Annotated in this window: 20 protein-coding genes; 8 read left to right on the top strand and 12 right to left on the bottom strand. The window is 63.4% G+C overall.

Going from position 1 to position 18194, the window contains the following annotated elements:
* Position 1: 1 nt before the first annotated feature.
* The 8 genes from flgG to EJ076_RS30070 form a co-directional block, all read right to left on the bottom strand.
* Positions 2–790 (bottom strand): flagellar basal-body rod protein FlgG, encoded by a 789-nt coding sequence (gene flgG / locus EJ076_RS30105; protein WP_109659398.1) that lies wholly within the window; start codon positions 788–790, stop codon positions 2–4.
* Positions 791–801: 11 nt separating this feature from the next.
* Positions 802–1128: a flagellar hook-basal body complex protein FliE gene (locus EJ076_RS30100; RefSeq protein ID WP_109659400.1), complete on the bottom strand. Its 327-nt coding sequence runs from the start codon at positions 1126–1128 to the stop codon at positions 802–804.
* Entirely contained in the window at positions 1128–1544 is a 417-nt protein-coding gene (flgC, locus tag EJ076_RS30095) for a flagellar basal body rod protein FlgC (RefSeq protein ID WP_109659402.1), read from the bottom strand. Before flgC ends, EJ076_RS30100 begins: the two co-directional genes overlap by 1 nt.
* A 2-nt stretch (positions 1545–1546) precedes the next feature.
* Positions 1547–1927 carry a flagellar basal body rod protein FlgB gene (gene flgB / locus EJ076_RS30090; protein WP_109659404.1) on the bottom strand — a complete coding sequence of 127 codons (381 nt, stop codon included), beginning with the start codon at positions 1925–1927 and terminating at the stop codon, positions 1547–1549.
* Between the two features lie 84 nt (positions 1928–2011).
* Entirely contained in the window at positions 2012–2851 is an 840-nt protein-coding gene (locus EJ076_RS30085; RefSeq protein WP_126070310.1) for a hypothetical protein, read from the bottom strand.
* On the bottom strand, positions 2838–4238 hold the full coding sequence (gene fliI / locus EJ076_RS30080; protein ID WP_126070309.1) for a flagellar protein export ATPase FliI: 1401 nt from the start codon (positions 4236–4238) through the stop codon (positions 2838–2840). The genes EJ076_RS30085 and fliI overlap by 14 nt, the downstream gene beginning before the upstream one ends.
* Positions 4239–4241: 3 nt before the next feature.
* Entirely contained in the window at positions 4242–4964 is a 723-nt protein-coding gene (gene flgF, locus EJ076_RS30075) for a flagellar basal-body rod protein FlgF (RefSeq protein ID WP_109659410.1), read from the bottom strand.
* Between the two features lie 7 nt (positions 4965–4971).
* On the bottom strand, positions 4972–6093 hold the full coding sequence (locus tag EJ076_RS30070) for a DUF1217 domain-containing protein (RefSeq protein WP_109659412.1): 1122 nt from the start codon (positions 6091–6093) through the stop codon (positions 4972–4974).
* A gap of 147 nt (positions 6094–6240) precedes the next feature.
* On the opposite strand from EJ076_RS30070, the gene motA reads away from it, so the two are divergent.
* The 6 genes from motA to EJ076_RS30040 are packed head-to-tail and all read left to right on the top strand — an operon-like array spanning position 6241 to position 11080.
* Positions 6241–7116, top strand: a complete 876-nt coding sequence (motA, locus tag EJ076_RS30065; RefSeq protein WP_109659414.1) for a flagellar motor stator protein MotA — start codon at positions 6241–6243, stop codon at positions 7114–7116.
* A gap of 32 nt (positions 7117–7148) precedes the next feature.
* A complete protein-coding gene (locus tag EJ076_RS30060; protein WP_126070308.1) occupies positions 7149–8096 on the top strand; it encodes a FliM/FliN family flagellar motor switch protein in 948 nt (315 codons plus the stop codon).
* Between the two features lie 16 nt (positions 8097–8112).
* Complete coding sequence (gene fliN, locus EJ076_RS30055; RefSeq protein ID WP_023761675.1) at positions 8113–8499, top strand: flagellar motor switch protein FliN; 387 nt, start codon at positions 8113–8115, stop codon at positions 8497–8499.
* A gap of 44 nt (positions 8500–8543) precedes the next feature.
* The gene (locus EJ076_RS30050; RefSeq protein ID WP_126070307.1) at positions 8544–9554 is read left to right on the top strand and encodes a flagellar motor switch protein FliG; all 1011 of its coding nucleotides are present in this window, start codon (positions 8544–8546) and stop codon (positions 9552–9554) included.
* A 9-nt stretch (positions 9555–9563) separates the two neighbouring features.
* Complete coding sequence (gene flhB / locus EJ076_RS30045) at positions 9564–10646, top strand: flagellar biosynthesis protein FlhB (protein WP_126070306.1); 1083 nt, start codon at positions 9564–9566, stop codon at positions 10644–10646.
* On the top strand, positions 10643–11080 hold the full coding sequence (locus EJ076_RS30040) for a hypothetical protein (RefSeq protein WP_126070305.1): 438 nt from the start codon (positions 10643–10645) through the stop codon (positions 11078–11080). The genes flhB and EJ076_RS30040 overlap by 4 nt, the downstream gene beginning before the upstream one ends.
* 40 nt (positions 11081–11120) lie before the next feature.
* Here the strand turns inward: EJ076_RS30040 and EJ076_RS30035 are convergent, their stop codons facing one another.
* Both EJ076_RS30035 and EJ076_RS30030 read right to left on the bottom strand, forming a co-directional pair.
* On the bottom strand, positions 11121–11891 hold the full coding sequence (locus tag EJ076_RS30035; RefSeq protein WP_126070304.1) for a helix-turn-helix transcriptional regulator: 771 nt from the start codon (positions 11889–11891) through the stop codon (positions 11121–11123).
* Positions 11888–12598, bottom strand: a complete 711-nt coding sequence (locus tag EJ076_RS30030; protein ID WP_109659424.1) for a helix-turn-helix transcriptional regulator — start codon at positions 12596–12598, stop codon at positions 11888–11890. Before EJ076_RS30030 ends, EJ076_RS30035 begins: the two co-directional genes overlap by 4 nt.
* Positions 12599–13115: 517 nt before the next feature.
* Here EJ076_RS30030 and EJ076_RS30025 point away from each other — a divergent pair.
* On the top strand, positions 13116–14309 hold the full coding sequence (locus EJ076_RS30025) for a TMEM43 family protein (RefSeq protein WP_126070303.1): 1194 nt from the start codon (positions 13116–13118) through the stop codon (positions 14307–14309).
* A gap of 97 nt (positions 14310–14406) precedes the next feature.
* On the opposite strand, the gene EJ076_RS30020 is transcribed toward EJ076_RS30025, so the two are convergent.
* Positions 14407–15438, bottom strand: coding sequence for a histone deacetylase family protein (locus EJ076_RS30020; RefSeq protein ID WP_126070302.1), 1032 nt, complete (start codon positions 15436–15438; stop codon positions 14407–14409).
* A gap of 22 nt (positions 15439–15460) precedes the next feature.
* Positions 15461–16219, bottom strand: coding sequence for a TetR/AcrR family transcriptional regulator (locus EJ076_RS30015; RefSeq protein WP_245462917.1), 759 nt, complete (start codon positions 16217–16219; stop codon positions 15461–15463).
* Between the two features lie 154 nt (positions 16220–16373).
* Here EJ076_RS30015 and EJ076_RS30010 point away from each other — a divergent pair, with 154 nt between their 5' ends.
* Entirely contained in the window at positions 16374–18053 is a 1680-nt protein-coding gene (locus EJ076_RS30010; RefSeq protein WP_126070301.1) for an amidohydrolase, read from the top strand.
* Positions 18054–18194: the final 141 nt, after the last annotated feature.

Genomic DNA, 18194 nt, shown 5'->3' with positions numbered 1-18194 from the left:
GTTACCTGATGTTCTTGGAGACGACGGAGGCCATGTCGTCGGCGGCCTGGATGACCTTGGAGTTCATCTCATAGGCGCGCTGCGCCGAGATCAGCTCGGTGATTTCCTTGACCGGGTCGACGTTGGAGGCTTCGAGGTAGCCCTGCTGGATCGTGGCGAAGCCGGGATCGCCCGGGACGCCGACATTCGCCGGCCCCGAAGCCGTGGTTTCCTGGAACAGATTGTCGCCGAGCGGCGCCAGGCCCGCCTCGTTGGCGAAATTGGCGATCTGAAGCTGGCCAAGGTTCTGCAGGGCGGTCTGGCCGTCGATGCGGGCGAAGACCTGGCCGGTCTTGTTGACGATGACCTCGACGGCATCGACGGGAACGTTGATTGCCGGAATGACGGCAGCGCCGTCGACTGTCACCAGCTGGCCGGTGGCGTTGGTGTTGAGGGCGCCGGCGCGGCTGTAGAGCGTGCCGCCGTCGGCACCCTCGATCTGGAACCAGCCCCTGCCGGTCAGCGCCAGGTCGAAACTGTTGCCGGTGCTGGTCAGTTCGCCCTGTGTGTGGACGTTGCGCACGGCCGTCGTCTTGACGCCGAGACCGATCGAGACGCCCTCCGGCACCAGCGAGGCGTTGGAGCGGTTGGGCACGCCCTGCGTGCGATCGACCTGATAGAGCAGGTCGGAGAATTCAGCACGGGCGCGCTTGTAGCCAGTGGTGTTGATGTTGGCGATGTTGTTGGCGATGACTTCCAGATTTGTCTGCTGGGCATTCATGCCGGTGGCGGCGATGGCGAGTGCTTTCATAGCGGAATTCCTCAGATGCCCATTCGACTGACTTCGAGATAGGCGGAAACCACCTTGTCGCGAATGGCGACGGCGGTCTGAAGCGCCTGCTGCGCACTCATCACGGCGTCGACCACCTGACGGGTGTCGACGTCGCCCTTGAGCGCCTGTACCGACACCTGCTCGGCATTCTGCAGCGTGTTGACGGTCTTGGAGGCTGCCTGGCTCAGCGCCTCAGCGAAGGAGCTGCCGATGTTGCCGCCAGCCGAAGGTGTCGCGCCGCCCTGGAGCAGGCTTGTCACCGCGTCGTCGCCGCCGATCGACGGCTTGAACTGAAGGGCTCCGATACCGCTGATCATTACTGGTTCCTCATCAGGTCGATGGTCATGGAAATCAGGTCGCGCGCCTGCTTGACGACCTGAAGGTTGGCCTCGTAGGAGCGGTTGGCCTCGGTCATGTCGGCCATCTCGATCAGCACGTTGACGTTGGGCATCTTTACGTAGCCCTTTTCGTCGGCGGCCTCGTTGCCGGGCTGGAATTCGACAGGAAAGTCACTGGGATCACGATCGATCGAGTTCACGGCAACCGTCGCGCTGCCGGAGGCCCGGTCGAGCTCGGAGACGAAGCTGATGGTCTTGCGGCGATAGGGGTCGGAGCCGGGCGCGGTGCCGGTCGACTGGGCGTTGGCGAGGTTTTCGGAAACCACGCGCAGGCGCTCCGACTGGGCGCCGAGGCCGGATGCTGCGACTTTGAGAGCTGCGGTCAGCGCGTCCATGGTCAGCTCTTCACCGCCATCATCATCATCGAATGGAACGCCTTGACGATCGCCGTGTTGAGTTCGAAGGAGCGGCGCACCTCGCCGGCCTTCAGCAACTGGTCTTCCAGCACGACCGAGTTCTTGGACGGCATGACGACGCCGTCATCTTCCTGCGGCTTGATGGTGAAGCCGGCATTGGTCGCTGCGTTGCCGAGATGGCCGGCCTGCGTGGCCTGCAGCGATACGGCTGTGCGGTCGAGCACCTTTTCGAACGGCTCGACATCGTTTGCCGTGTAGCCCGGCGTGTTGGCGTTGGCGATGTTGCCGGCGACGGCGGACTGGCGCACGGCCAGCCACTGGGCTTGCTTGGCGGCGAGGTCGAAAAGGGAAACGGGCTCCATGAGAATCTCCGGGCGTGTTCCCGAAGACTAGGCCGCCAGTCTTGCGCGGACCTTGCGGATGGCCGGAGGCCTGAGATGGGGCGTTTACTTGGAGAGTTCGATCACCTGGTCGGCACTGGTGACCATGACCCATTTGCCGTTGCGCTGCTCGATGGAGGATACCTGGCTGGAGTCGGGCAGTATCGAGCCACGCTGGACGATCCAGAGGCCAGCGTCGTCCTCGATCATGGCGCGGCCATTGGCGACATGAACCATGCGGAATTTCGCCGCGTCGGCGGGAAAGGGTTGCTCACCGGACGCAGGTGCTGGATTGGCGTCATCCTGCACGGTTCCCGTGGCAAGCAGGTCGAGATTGGCCGCCGGGACGTCCTTTGCCGTCAGCGGCGCGCTGCGTTGGGCGACCACGCCGCCGCCCGCCCGTCCCGAATTTGTGCCGGTGCCGCCGAACTTCATCGCCTGGACGCCGAACTGGTCCTGGTTGAAGAAGATGTACCAGGGAAACAAAGCGCAGATCAGCCCGAGCGTGATGCCGAGCGCGGCAATGACGAGATCGCTGCGCCGATCGGACTTCTTGTTCAGCCGGGGAAACTGCGCCTTTGGTGGCTGCGGCCATTCGGTGAGCGGGAACAGACCGTCGATCAGCGAGTCGCGGCTGGCCTGTGTCATCTCGGCGGCCTCCGCCTGGGGAGCCCTGGGCAGAGCGGGCTCGGCGGCCCTTCCTGGAACAGGATCGGCTTTGGCAGCCCGTGGCAGGATTGGCTTTACGGCTCTGGCCAGAACGGCCTCGGCTTTGGCAGCTATGGCACGGGCAGCCTTTGCCTTGGCAGCCCGGGCTTCGTCAGCCCGGGCTTCCTCGGCGGCGTTGGCCTCGGCGATCATGTCGCGCAGGATGCGCTCGGTATATTCGCGTTCAGTCTCCGGCATCGGCGTTCAGCTTGCTCTTGAGGTGGCGGGCGAGATCGGAGAACGGGTCGATCGACGGACGATCCTTCGGCGCTTGCGTCAGTGCCTCGTAGATCAGCGGCACCTGGCGCACGGCAATATCGAGCTCGGCATCGACGCCGCCCTGATAGGCGCCCAGCAAGCGGATATCGCGCGTGTCCTCGAAGCGCGAGATCATCGACTTCAGCCTTGTCACCAGCGCGCGCTGTTCGACGCTCCAGGCCTTTCCGGCCAGCCGCGATATGGACGAGAGCGGATTGACCGGCGGATAGCGGCCCTGTTCGGCGATCGTGCGGTCGAGCACGACATGACCGTCGAGGATGCCGCGCACGGAATCGGCAACCGGATCGTTGTGGTCGTCGCCGTCGACCAGCACGGAGATGATAGCGGTGATCGACCCCTTGCCTTCCGCGCCTGGCCCGGCGCGCTCGAGCAGCTTGGGCAGCTCGGTGAACACCGAGGCCGGATAGCCGCGGGCGACCGGCGGCTCGCCGGTCCCCGTCGCCACCTCGCGCAAGGCGTGAGCGAAGCGGGTGATCGAGTCCAGCACCAGGAGCACGCGGTGCCCCTGGTCGCGAAAATGCTCGGCGACGCGCATGGCTGTGTCCGGCGCCCGCCGGCGCATCATGGCGCTTTCATCGCTGGTGGCGACGACGGCGACGGTCTTGGCCATGCTGTCGCCGATCGTATCCTCGAGGAATTCACGCACTTCGCGGCCGCGTTCGCCGATGAGCGCCACGACGACGGTGTCGAATGCGTCGGCGCCGGCAAGCATGGCAAGCAGGGTCGACTTGCCGACGCCGGAGCCGGCGAAGATGCCAAGGCGCTGGCCGAAGCAGAGCGGCGTGAAGATGTCTATGACCTTGACGCCGGTCATGAAAGCGGTGCCGACACGCTGCCGTGCCATGGCGCCGGGCGTCGTCTGGGCGCTCGATGCGTCGTCTCCCCTGACCAGGGGCGGGCCGCCATCGATTGCCCTGGTGAGCGCGTCGATGGTGCGGCCACGCCACGAGGCATGCGGCGCCACCGCGAGCGGACCGCGGCGGAACACGGCATCGCCGATGCCGGCATCGGCGCTGCGTTCGAAGGGTGCCACGACGACCTCGTCACGGCTGATCTTGACGATCTCGCCGCGGCGCGCACCGGCATGGCCGCGCTGCTCGACGATGTCGCCCAGCCGGGCGAAATCGGAGAGGCCGTGCACCTTGTAGTGCGTGGGCGTGACTTCGGTAACGCGGCCGCCGCGCTTGAGCAGCGCCTCGGTGTCGGCGAAACGCCGCCAGACCCGTTCCAGCGCGGCAAGCCGGTCTTCCGTCGCTGGCTGGAGCTGTCTTTCGGGTGCGCGCAGGGATGGCTGGTCGAGCAACATGGACTATTTCGAGCCGAGCGTCTTGATCGCCTCGTCGGTGGAGGAGTCGGTCTGCCGCATCAAGGCGGCGGTGTTCTCGAAGGCACGCTGGACCATGATCAGCCGGGTGATTTCCAGCACCGGATTGACGTTGGACTCTTCGAGGAAACCCTGGGCAACGCCGATATCGGAGCGATCGGTGACAGGCTCAGGCGTGCGCGCCGGAACGATGCCGGAATTGCCGTAGCGGACGAAATTTTCGCCCGGATCGAAATTGTAGACACCGATGGAGCCGACAAGCTGATCGTTCTGGCGCAGCGAACCGTCGGCCCCGGCCTTGGGTGGACCGTTGCGCGGGTCGAGCTGGATCGGCGAGCCGCCGGCATCGAGCACCGGGTGGCCCTCGATCGACATCAGTTCGCCGTTCTCGTTCATCGAAAAACGCCCGTCGCGGGTCATGACGGTGCCGACAGGCGTATCGATGGCGAACCAGGCATCGCCCTGAATGGCGAAATCGAAGGGATTGCCGGTCTCGCTCAAAGCACCGTGGGCGCCGGAAAGATAGGTCTTGCCAGAGGAGGCGAAGGACACCGATTTCGGCCCGGTGCCGGACACGACGTCCTCGAACTTCACGCCAGTGGCGCGAAAGCCGATCGTCGAGGCGTTGGCGACGTTGTCGGCGATCGTGTCGAGGCGACGCTCGAGCGCGATCTGCGAGGAAAGGGCGACGTACAGGCTGTCCCGCATGATGATCTCAGAACCTTAGTTTCTGCATGGCCATCATCAGGTCGGTGGAGATGCCGACCGTGATCGGCTGGGCAAACAGCACGCTGACCGAGGTGACGGCGGATGAGGTCGGGTTGTTGATCTCGTACATGCTGGTGAAGCGCGTCAGGAACTTGCCGAGCTTCTCGGGATCGGAGAAATCCGAGATGTCGAGTTTCTGTTCGAACAGCTGCGCCTGCTTGTCGACATCGGCGGTGGCGAAGGAATCGGGCAGCCCGAGCACGGTGCGCACGACGCTGGCAAGGGCGGTGTCGGCCAGCACGTCGTACCAGCTGGTGATGGTCGGCGCCTTGCGATCGAAATAGAGCGCCAGCCGCACGCCCTGGTTGGTCTGGCCGGCATCCTCTTCGAGGGTCTGGCGCATGTATTTGTCGACGGTCGGCTGCTGCGCCGGATTAATGGTGGTGGTGTTCTCACCATAGGCCTCGAAATTGAAGGCGGAGGCAAGCGCTGCGTAGGTCTTGTCCGTCATCTTGTTGGCGACGCTGTCGGGGTCGCGAACACCACCTTGCAGAACACGCTTGATGAGGTCCTTGTCCTCGGTCGTCGAATCGAGGCCGAATGACGCCAGCGCGTATGTGTAGAGCCGGGTGTTCGACATCAGATCGTCGATCGACTTCACCTTGGTGATGTTGGCGAGATAGTATGTCGTCTCGCCCTTCACGTAGTCCGAATCCGGATCGAGGCCGGCGATTTTCGCCTGCGTGGCGTAGTTCTTGGTCACCATCTGCTGCGTCTTGTTGTAGATGGTCGCATCGGCGCCGTTGGCGGCGAAATTGAAGGCGCTGACGAATTCGGCGTAGCGCTTGTCGGTCAGCTTGTTGGCGAAGCTGTTAGGATCGGAGACGCCTTCCTTGAGTGCCTTGACCATGAAGGCCTTGGCGTAGTCCATGTCCTCGAGCCCGTATGCCTTCATGGCATATTTGAACAAACGGTCATTCTTGACGAAATCGTCGATCGATTTCACCTTGGTGATGTTGTCCAGATAATATTTGGTATCGCGATCGACCACGGGCTGCTGCTCGATCCTGTCGAGCGACTTCGAGATGTCCTTGGTGATGAGCTGGTAGCTGGTAAAGGTATTAAGCAAAGACGTGCCTCCGGCCGAAGCTATGCCAGCACAATACCCCCACTTCCTTGCGCGAAACTGAATCGGCTCCGACGCTTTCGATTCAAGCCTCACACAAGGCACGGGAGCTATCCCTTACGCCTGATGTGAAATGCGGAAGGACCTTTCGTGGGCATTCTGATTGGACTGGTGGTTACGCTCGGCTGCGTCCTTGGCGGCTTCATGGCCATGGGCGGCCATCTTCACGTGCTGGTCCAGCCGTGGGAAGCCGTGGTCATCTGCGGCGCCGCGTTCGGCACGTTTCTTGTCGCCAATCCAATGAAGACGGTCAAGGATACCGGCAAGGCCATCCTCGAGGCGTTCAAGCAGGCGGTGCCGAAGGAACAGAACTACCTGGAAACGCTGGGCGTGCTGCACAGCCTGATGCGCGAGCTGCGCTCGAAGTCGCGCAGCGAGGTCGAGGCGCATATCGACAATCCCGAGGAATCGGCGATCTTCCAGGCCTTTCCGACCGTACTCAAGAATCACGATCTGACGAATTTCATCTGCGATTACTGTCGCATCATCATTATCGGCAATGCCCGCTCGCACGAGATCGAGGCGCTGATGGACGAGGAAATCCAGACCATCAAGTCCGACAAGATGAAGGCCTATCACGCAATGGTGGCGGTCGGGGACGGCTTGCCAGCGCTCGGCATCGTCGCCGCCGTGCTCGGCGTGGTCAAGGCGATGGGTGCGCTCGACCAGTCGCCGGAAATCCTCGGCGGCCTGATCGGCGCGGCCCTGGTCGGCACCTTCCTCGGTATCTTCCTGTCCTACGCGGTGGTCGGACCCGTCGCCACCAAGATCAAGACGGTGCGCGAGAAGAACAACCGCCTCTACATCATCGTCAAGCAGACGCTGCTGGCCTACATGAACGGCGCGCTGCCGCAGGTGGCGATCGAGTTCGGCCGCAAGACGATCTCGTCCTATGAACGGCCGACGATCGACGCCGTCGAGCAGAGCACGATGAACACCGGCTCCGTCGAAAAGAAGGCCGCCTGAACGATGCGCGACAGATCGGTCCCAGCACTGTCATGACCAGTCCGGGCAGCCCAGCGGAAGCGCGCTCGCTGATCATCGAGCGCCTGGTCGGCGACAGCGGCGAAGCCGCCCAGGTCATCGACGCTGGGCGGGCCATGGCCGAGCGCGCCGTGCCGCTGCTGCAGAAAGGCTTGACCGGTGAGCTTGGCGTTCCGGTCATTGTCGATCTCAAAGCGATACAGGTCAGCCGCGTTCCCGAGGCGCGTTCGCGCGCCGGCGACACGTTTGCCCTGACCGTCGTCGGCTCGTCCGTGTCCTCCGATGCGATGACCCTGGTGATCGATGCGCCGGCGATCGCGATCATGGTCTGCACGCTGTTCGGCGGCGATCCAGATCTGCCGGTGTCGCCAATCGAGCGCGATCTGTCACAGATCGAAATCGATGTCTCGACCATGGTGTTCCAGCAGGTCGCGCAGGCCCTCAATGGATCAGGAAAGCGCTCGCTCGACCTGCGCCTGCCGGCGCCGCGGGCAATGTCGGGCACCGAGGCGAAGCGGCACGTGCTGCGCGACGGCGCGGCGATCCGCATCGTCCTTGGCATCTCGACGCCGGCCGACAGCGGCACCGTCACCGTGACGATGCCGCAGCGTGTCGTGCTGGCCAGCCGGGACAGTGCCGCCGCCGCCGGCGAGAACGATCAGGGGGCCAGCTGGCGCGCGCGCTTTTCGGAAGAAGTGATGCGCTCCACGGTGGCACTCGAGGCCACCATGCCGCTGGCGCGGCTGACACTCGGCGACCTTGCCGGTTTTGAAATTGGCCAGGTCATCGAGTTCGAGGAAACGGCGCAGTCGCAGGCACGCCTCAGCGCGCGCGGCAAGACGCTGTTCGTGTGCGAGTTCGGCAAACTGGGACAGAATTACACCGTCCGAATCAGGCATCCCTACGATGCCGGGCAGGATTTTATCGAAGCGCTGATGCCGGCTTCTGCCGGCCGCGCCTGACATTTGGAGACGACGCATGGCCAAGACCAAGGTGGAAGCCGACCTCGACCAGCCGGACGAGCAGCTCGACCGTGCCATTGAAGAGTTGCGCGGCGTCCTGCATGAAGAGGAGCAACGCCCCGATGCGGCGTTCAGGGCCGCTTCAGGTGCCAATTCGAGCGTCATCATGAACATCCCCGTCGATGTCCAGATCATCCTCGGCAGCACCGAGATGCCGGTCTCCGACTTGATGGCGCTGCAGAAGGGGTCGACCGTGGCGCTCAATCGCCGCATCGGCGAACCTGTCGACGTCGTGGTCAACGGCCGCAAGATCGCGCGCGGTGAGATCACCGTGCTGGAAAGCGATCCGTCGCGCTTCGGCATCAGGCTGACCGAAATCATCGCCGGCACGAAGGGCGCCTAGGACATGGGTTGCGGAGCTTGCCGGTGGCAGCAGAGGCGAGTGGCATGACGACGCCGGTGACCTTGACCCGCGCGCAGAAGGCGGCCGCCATATTGGTGGCGATGGGCAAGCCGTCGGCCAGCCGCCTGCTGAAATTCTTCAAGCAGGAAGAACTGAAGGCGCTGATCGAGGGCGCCCGTCTGCTGCGGACGATTCCGCAAAGCGATCTCGAGCGCATCGTCGCCGAGTTCGAGGCCGAGTTCACCGAAGGGGCGGGATTGCTCGATTCCGCCGACAGGATGGACACCATCCTCAATGAGTCGCTGTCGCCCGAAGAGATGAGCGCGATCATGGGCGACAAGAGATTCGAGGTCGCACCGGAAGGCCCGCCGCCGATCTGGCCCGAGCTCGAAAAGCTCGAGCCGGCGCGGCTTGGCGCCTTCCTGGCCGGCGAGCATCCGCAGACCGCGGCCATGGTCTTGTCGAAGCTCGCGCCGCAAGTGTCGGCGAGCGTACTGTTGACGTTGACCAAGTCGACGCGCGGCGAAATCATCAAGCGCATGGTGACGATGGCCAATGTTCCGGAAGCCGCCAGCAGGATCGTCGAAAACCGGTTGCGCAGCAGTGTGCTGACGGAAACCTCGACCAAGGACACGTCGGCCGGGCAGGCGCGCGTCGCCAGCGTTCTCAACGAACTGGACAAGCCGCTGCTCGAGGAGGTCATGCAGGACCTGGAAGCCGCCGGCACGCCCGATCTCGATGGCGTCCGGGCTCGCCTGTTTGCCTTCGACGACCTGCCGCTGCTCACCCAGAAGGCGCGGGTGCTGCTGTTCGACGGGCTGTCGACCGAACTGGTCACGCTGGCCCTGCGCGGCGCGCAGGCGGGACTTGCGGAATCAGTGCTGTCGGCGATCGGCGCGCGGTCGCGGCGCATGATCGAAGCCGAACTCGGACAGGGATCGGAAGGAGTTCCTCTCGCCGACATTACGGCGGCGCGCAAGACAATCGTGACGACGACGATCCGGTTGTCACGCGAAGGCGCCTTCGAGCTCCCCTCGACCCAGAACGCCGCCTAAGACCGCGCCATGGCTGACGCGGTCGACAAGGATTCGAAAACCGAAGAGGCGACGGAAAAGAAGATCCGCGACACCATCGAACAGGGCAAACTGCCCCATTCGCGGGAAACGGCGCTCCTTGCGTCCTTCGTCGCCATACTGGTGTTCACCGTCTTCTACGCCAAGGATGCCGTCATCGACCTCGGCATGTTCCTGTCGATGTTCCTGGAGAAGCCGGAAGCCTGGCCGATGGACGCCGAGACCGATGTCATCGCGCTCTACAAGATCGTCCTCCTCGAGGTCGGTCGAGCCGTCTTGAGCCTGTTCGTGCTGCTGACCGTAGCCGGCGTCGGCGCCTCGGTGTTCCAGAACATGCCGCAATTCGTCGGCGAGCGGGTCCGGCCGCAATTTTCGCGCATCTCGATCGTCAAGGGCTGGAACAGGCTGTTCGGCATCCAGGGCTTCGTCGAGTTCGCGAAGTCCATCGGCAAGGTCGGCTTTGCCATCCTCGTGCTGATCTTCACGCTGTCGGAAGACCACCGCAAGCTGCTTGCCGGGATGATCACCAATCCGGTTGCCTTCGGTCTCGTCATCCGTGGCATCGCCGTCGACATCCTGGTGGCGATCGTCTTCGTCATGGGGCTGATCGCGGCAATCGACATCGTCTGGTCACGCTTCCACTGGAAGCAGGACCTGCGCATGAGCAAGCAGGAGGTCAAGGACGAGTTCAAACAGTCCGAGGGCGACCCGATCGTCAAATCGCGGCTGCGCTCGCTGGCGCGCGACCGGGCGCGCAAGCGGATGATGACGGCGGTGCCGCGCGCGACGCTGATCATCGCCAACCCGACGCACTTCTCGATCGCGCTGAAATATGTGCGCGACGAGGACTCGGCACCGATGGTGCTGGCCAAGGGGCAAGATCTGGTGGCGCTGAAAATCCGCGAGATTGCCCGCGAACACAACATCCCGATCTTCGAAGACGTGGCGCTCGCCCGCTCCATGTACAAGCAAGTTTCGGTCGATAATGTGATCCCGTCGCAATTCTACCAGGCCGTCGCCGAACTGGTGCGGATCGTCTACTCGAAAAAGGCTGAGCGGAGACAGATTTCATGAACCGCCAACCGCACGCAAAATCCCGCGAGATCATCGTCGCCAGCGCCATCGAGCAGGTGGTGGGGGAACTGAGGCTGATCGATGTCGCCGACTACATCGCCTTCATCCGGCTGGAGCATTTCGCGTGCCTGTCGGATCTGGTCGATTCAGCGGTGGAGCTGTTCTTCATGCCTGGCACGCTGCGGCTTGGCCATGGCGGCGAGGCGCATGTCGACTGGAGCGGCAGCCCGCGCATCGTGCTTGACCTGGAGCTGAGGCCGCCCGGGGTCACCGTCTATTTCCAGCTGACGCTGAGCGAGCTCGGTGCCTCGGTGGTGGTCAACTACGTGTCGTTCGAGAAGCCGGGCGAAGACCCCGAGCACAACACGGCGCTGCTCGAGGCTGTGATCGAAGAGGCGCGTATCCGCAAGGTCGAGCCGCTCGGTTATCGCTGAGATCGATCGCGAGCCGCCGCCGGCCGATCCTCGAATTATCCTATTCGATCAGGCCCAGCCGCAGCGCCTTGGCCACGGCCTGGTTGCGGTTGACGGCGTTCAGCTTCTGGGTCGACTGGGTCAGATACTGGTTGGCGGTGTGCACCGACAGCTTCAGGAGCCGCGCGATCTCTTCGCTGGTGTTGCCGTTGGCGGTCAGCTTCAGGCATTCGAGTTCACGCTTGGAAATGGCGCGCATGCGGCCGGCATCGCCCGGACGGATGCGGGCGACGGCGGCGAACAGCGAAAAGCAGCGGGCGTGGATCTCGTAGAGCGCGTCCTGCGGCAAGGCGATCTGTGATCCAAGGAAAACGACGAGGCCGCATTGGCCGCGATCGGCATGGACCGGGAAGGCGATGCCGCTGGTGCCGGGCGCCAGCGCCGCCATCTGCTCGGTCCAGGCGAGATTGCGGAACATCTCCGCCATGGCGGCGACACCGTCATCGGTCCACCAGCGCGGTTCGGTCGAGATGCGGGTGTGGCGCACGATCTCCTCGCCATTGGCACCTGAAATGAACTTTGTCGCCACGGCGATCCCGGGATAGTCGGAATCGAAGCAAGGAACGAGCCGTGCCCGTTCGGGCGAGGGGCTGACAAAGAACAAGCCGAAGGCCGAGGCGTTGATGTCGACTGATATCCAGCGGCAGCGGCGCACGGCATCGGGAATGGTGACGGCGTGATGGGTTTCGGAGCCGAGCGTGAAGGCGCCGAACGGGTTGCGCTGCTCGTTGAAGAGGGCTTCGGCAGCCTCCTTGATATCGGCGTGTTTCAAATGATGCCGCTCCTGATCGCCGTGGCGATGGCCATCGCGCGGTTGCTGGCCGCGAATTTCTGGATGGCGTGGGTGATGTAGCTGTTGACGGTGTTGGAGGAGACGCCAAGGATGACGGCGACCTCGTCGGTGGTCTTGCCTTCGGAAACCCAGAACAGGCATTCACGCTCGCGATCCGACAGCGGATCCTGCATGGCGGCGGCGGCGATCAATTGCGGGATGTGCGAAAGCGCGTAGCAGCATTTCAGTTGCGCCCGCATCAGCGCCGGCTGGTCGATGCCGCCGACAGTCGCCGCCGAGAACAGGGCGAACAGGCGCTGGCGGCCGACATTGAGGCGCAGCGAATAGATTTCGGCATGGCCGAGCACGTCGAGAAGGCGCGCCTCTTCGCCGGTGATCAATCCGTCTGCTGCGGGTGCCTGAGATGCTACCAGCGGCTGCGGACGGATGCCGGGCGCGACGGTGAGCGCGCCTTGCGCAAGCCCGGCGATCAGCCGCTTGCCGATCAGCTCGATGGCATCGAAAATCCAGTTGGACGAGACGATGCGCGCATCGTTGCGGTCCTGGTCGTGGACGATGGCGACAAGCATGTAGCTGTCGGCGCCGATCTCGGCGGTTAGTTGCATGAAAAAGCTGGTCAGATCGCCGCGCGACGTCAGGCGCGAGCCCAATGTGTCGGATTGAAGTGGCGCGGCGGGACTGCTCATTCTTGTTGCTTTTGGCCGGAATCGTTTCTGCTGTCCGGATGCTGGAAGCCAGCCGCCGAACCCGAATACGCATTACTTTGACGAAGACACACGCGTGGCGCAGGGCTGCGCCAACCATATCCGAATCCATTCAGGGAACGCGAAGCCGTCCGCGTCTGGTGCCGGAAAAACTCCGGAACAAGAGACTTTGGGTGGTCGCCGCGCCCCCCAAGGACCGGCTGATTCGGGTCTAATCTACCCGCAGTTGAATCCGACATCAAACGCGATTTGACAAAATCGAATCTGGTGGACTCAGGTGCGACTCAGAGGTCTATTTTCGCGCCTTGGACAGAAGACAGAGACGCGAAAAGTCCTCACTGATTGCAAACCGGCCATATCGGCGGCTAGTCGATTCCGCTAGGTTCGGGAGCGTTGAAGAGACGGGCGCCTCTTACGGCCATTCCTGCGGGCGGCAGGACCGTCGCAATCATCTCGCGGCGGCACGCAGTGGGGTGGCAATTTGGTTTCGGGGGGAACAATGAGCGATTCATTTCGGGAAGTTACATCCGTCTCGTGGTTCGGGCGCATCAAGCGGGCGGTCGGCGGGGTCATCTTCGGCCTGCTTCTGGTGGTGCTGATGGTGATCGGGCTGTTCTGGAACGAGGGCCGCGCGGTGCAGACGGCGCGCTCGCTGGCCGAAGGGGCGGGCGCCGTCGTTTCGGCCAGCGCCGACAGCGTCGATGCCGCCAATGACGGTAAGCTGGTGCATGTCAGCGGGCCGGTGACGGCGGACAGCGGTCTCGCCGATCCGGATTTCGGCATCGCGACGCAAGGGCTGCGGCTGTCGCGCAGGGCCGAGATGTATCAGTGGAAGGAAGAATCCAAATCCGAGACCACCAAGAAGCTTGGCGGCGGCGAGGAAACGGTGACCACCTACAGCTATTCGAAGGTGTGGGACGACAGCCAGATCGATTCGTCAGATTTCAAGAAGCCGGACGGCCACCAGAATCCGCCGATGGCGATCCACAGCCGGACCTTCCAGATTCCGCAAGGCAAGCTCGTCGCCTTTGATCTCGACACGCCGGTGCTTGATCGCATCGAGGGCGACAAGGCGTATTCGCTGTCGCCCGACCAGTCGGCTGCGATCAAGGTCGCCTATACCGGTATCAGGCCGCTCAGCATCGTCGACGGCAAGATCTATCTCGGTGCCGACACGACAACCCCGGTATTGGGCGACTACCGCATCGGCTACGAGCTGGCGCCGCTCGGTGTGATCAGCATCGTTGCGCGGCAGGCCGGCAGCCGATTCGAACCTTACCAGACCGAGGCGGGCGATGCGTTGCTGATGGTCGATACGGGCACTGTCCCGGCCGACAAGATGTTCGCCGAGGCGGTCAGTGCAAACACGCTGATCACCTGGCTGCTGCGCGCCGCCGGCCTGCTGTTGCTGACCATCGGCTTTGCCCTGTTCCTCAGCCCGATCGGCGTGATCCTCGACGTCATCCCGTTCCTCGGCAGCATGGCGCGGATGGGAACCGGCATCATCGCCTTCTTCCTGGCGATCCTGGTCGGCACGACGACGATCGCGATTGCCTGGTTCTGGTATCGGCCGGTTCTGGCGGTGGGCATCCTCGCAGCCGGCGTCATCGCGGCAGCGGCGGTCTACTATCTCGGCCGCTCGCGCAAGCCGGCCGAGCCAACCGTCGCGCCCAGCGTTGGCACCGCCACCTGATCGCGAGAGCCGGGCGGCGCTGCCGCCCGGTCGTGACCGTCTTTGCTTATGCCTGTCGTTGTCCCAAAACCGCTACACACTTTTGGGCGACAGGCATTTACCGATCCTCGAATCCGGTCAGCACGCCCACGGCGTTGACGCCGATCTCCTCGACGGCATAGCCGCCTTCCATCACGAACAGCGTCGGCAGACCGAGTTTTGCGATGCGGCGGCCGATCTTCGGATAGTCCGGGCTCTTCAGCTTGAACTGGCTGATCGGGTCCTTCTCGAACGTGTCGACACCGAGCGAGACGATGACGACATCGGGCGCATAAGCGGCAAGCTTAGCGCAGGCATCCTCCAGCGAGGCGTTCCAGGCGTCCCAGTCGGTGCCGAAGGGCATGGGATAATTGATGTTGAAGCCTTCGCCTGCACCGGCGCCGCGTTCGTCGGCATGGCCGAGGAAGAACGGGTACTCGACCATCGGATCGCCATGCAGGTTGAGCACCTGCACGTCGGCACGGTCATAGAATATCTCCTGCGTGCCGTTGCCGTGGTGGTAGTCGACATCCAGGATCGAGATGCGTTTGGCGCCCTGGTCGCGGAACCATTGCGCGGCAACGGCGGCATTGTTGATGTAGCAGTAACCGCCCATGAAGCCGGCACCGGCATGGTGGCCGGGCGGCCGGCAGAGCGCGAAGGCGGATGTCTCGCCGCCCTTGACCATGCTGGCGGCGGTCAGCGCCACGTCATAGGACGACTTGATCGCGGCCCATGTGCCTTCGACGAAGGTGGCGCCGGCATCGAAGGAATAGTAGCCGAGCAGGGCGTCGATGCGCTTTGGCGGCACGTCGCCGCGCAGGCCGCGCGTCGGCCAGGTGAAGGGCATCGCCGTGCCCGTGAGGCCAGCTTCCAGCCATTGCGGCCAGACCGTCGGCAGGAAGTCGATGTACTCTGGTTTGTGGATGCGCTTGGCGGCAGCGAGATCATGCTCGAGCGGCAGGACGATCGGCCCGAGTTTCTCGCTTTCGACCCGCGCCTTGATGAATTCGGCCCGCGAGGGCTTCTCGAAACCCGGCACGATCGCGCTCGTGACCAGTTCCATCTGGCCGGCATGGCCAGCATGAAGCGGCGAATAGACAGTCTTCATAGAATTCCTCTCGAATGCGAAATCAGTCAAGGTTGAGATAGGGGGTCACCAGAGCGAGCCACATTCTTTCCACATCGTCCTCGATGAGGTCGTATGTCCTGCGGTCTCTTTTCAGCCCCACAAGCCGGCAGGCGTGCCCGACATCCATCATCAGCACGCCGAGCCGGCTGGCGATCTTGCCTTCAAGCGCCGGGTTAACATGCTGCAGCCATGCGGCGTAGAGCGCGATGATCTGCTCGTCATATTCGTTCTGGATCGGCCTGAGGTCGGCGTTGCCTGAAATAGCCTCGATCACCGGCATCAAGCTGGCGTTTTCGAGGTAGAGCCGGGAGGTGTCGATGAAGAGCTTGCGCACTTCCTGCCGAAACTCTTCGCGGTTGGTGGGCGGGGGGACCCTGATGCGCTTCGCGATCACCTCGGGAAAGGATGACAACCAGCGCCGGGCGAGGTCCAGAAGAATGGCTTCCTTGTTGGGAAAGTACTGGTAGACCGAACCGACCGACAAGCCTGCGCGCTGCGCAATAGCGAGCGTCGTCGGCGTCCTGGTTCCTTGCTCCCGCGTCAAGATCAGCGCCGCGTCGAGAATCCTGTCGACCACCTTGCTCGACCGTTGTTGCCGCGGCTGCTTGCGCGGTTCGAGCGCTATCCTGGTTTTGCGGTCGAGACTGCGCTTCACTGCTCGATGTCCTCGTTCCCCGCCCGGTCTCAACACAGGCGCTGGGTGCTGTCCACAATACATTCCATATTCCGCATGTTGACAAACGCGAATAATCAGTCGCATTCTTTATCCACGCTGCCTTCAGGGATGACAAGGGGAATTTCGAAGACAGCGCACTGGCATCCTTTTCGTCCCATGGCGCTGCTCCGGTGGAGTGGCAGGTCGTTGGACAAGAGGGTTGTCGGTGTCAGTCAGTCGTCAAAAGCGCGGAGTCGCGATGTCTGTCACGGGTGCGGGTCATAATGCGGATCTGATCGTCATCAACGGTCGTGTTCAGACCATGGACGATGACAATCCCACTGCCGAGGCCGTTGCCGTCAAGGACGGCGCCATCATCGCCATTGGCAGCCGCGCCTCCATCGAAGAGCTCAAGGGACCGGCCACCAAGGTGATCGACGCCAAGGGCGGTTCTGTCGTGCCGGGTTTCATCGAAGCCCACATGCACCTGTTTTCAGGTGGGGCTGAACTTGCCCACCTTCAGCTTACGGGTATTCACGGCTTCGAGGCGCTGCAAAAGGCGATCCGCGATTATGCGCCGACGCGGCCCGATGCGAAGATGCTGGTCGGGCAGGGCGTCGACTACACCGTGCTCGGCAGCGAGCGGGTGACGCGCCACCATCTCGACGCCATATTGCCCGATCGCCCGTTCTGCATGGCCGCGCCCGACCATCACACCATGTGGGCCAACACCAAGGCGCTGGAAATGGCAGGCATCCTGCAGGGTCGCACACTTGGTCCCGGCAATGAGATCGTCATGGGTGACGATGGACTGGCCGCGGGTGAATTGCGCGAAGGCGAGGCCTTTGGTCCTGTGCTCGACCTTGCCGGCGAAAGCCGGGTGCGGCTGGGTCTGTCGACGGGCGGCGAGCCGGACCCGATGCCGACGGCGGCCGAGCGGGACGCCGACCGCGATATCATGCGGCGCGGCCTTGCCTGGTGCGCCCGCCACGGCATCACTTCGATCCAGAACATGGACGGCAACCTGTATCAGCTCGAGTTGCTGGCCGAGATCGAGGCCGAGGAAGGCTTGCCTTGCCGCGTCCAGATCCCGTTCCACTACAAGAATTTCATGACGCTCGACATGCTCGACAAGGCATCAACGATGAGCGAACGCTACAACAGCGAATGGCTGTCGTCGGGCATGGTCAAGGTGTTTTACGATGGCGTGCTCGATTCCTGGACGGCTGTCATGGTCGAGCCCTATGCCGACCGGCCCGACTGGGTCGGCGAGCCTCTGTTCACGCCGCAACAATTCATCGATCTGGCCGTCGCGGTCGACAAGCGTGGGCTGCAGATCGCCGTACATTCGATTGGCGATGGCGCGGTGCGCGCGGTGCTGGACGGTTATGAGGCGGCGCAGAAGGCGAACGGCAAGCGCGACAGCCGTCACCGGGTCGAGCACATCGAGGTCACCACCATTTCGGACGTGCCGCGTTTCGCCGAGCTTGGCGTCATCGCCTCCATGCAACCGCCGCATCCGCCCGGTGCCATGGATTTTCCGCTGGAGCCGACGGTGTCGCGCATCGGGCCGGCACGCTGGCCGCTGAGCTATGCGTGGCGGACCCTGAAGGATGCCGGCGCGCATGTCGTCTTCGCATCGGACTGGCCGGTGTCGCCGATCGATCCAATCCTGGGCATTCGGGCGGCAGTGTTGCGCAAACCGTGGGCAGACAGCGACCCGGACCAGAGCTTCTCGCTGCATGAAGCGCTCGCCGCATACACGGTCGAGGGCGCCTATGCCGAATTCACCGAGCACCGCAAGGGCACGCTAAAACCCGGCTACCTGGCCGATCTGGTCGTTTTGTCGGCGGATATCGAGAAAACGCCCCCGGCCGATCTGCACAAGGTGCGGCCGGTGACGACGATCTGTGGCGGCAAGATCACCTACCAGGCCTGACAATGGCATGCCGCTTGCTAGCCGAAAATAACTGACTGAACTGTGATTCAATGCCGGGCTTGCCAACCTACCGGCCATGTGGTCACATCGAACAGGGGAAGAGCTCCGCCAGCAAGAGCGGGGTCAACAGTGAGGCGTAAT

The organism is Mesorhizobium sp. M7D.F.Ca.US.005.01.1.1 (genome assembly GCF_003952545.1).
In the GTDB taxonomy this organism is placed as follows: Bacteria; Pseudomonadota; Alphaproteobacteria; order Rhizobiales; family Rhizobiaceae; genus Mesorhizobium; species Mesorhizobium loti.
The sequence above is the reverse complement of the archived record's forward strand: the minus strand, read 5'-3'. Positions and strand labels throughout refer to the sequence as shown.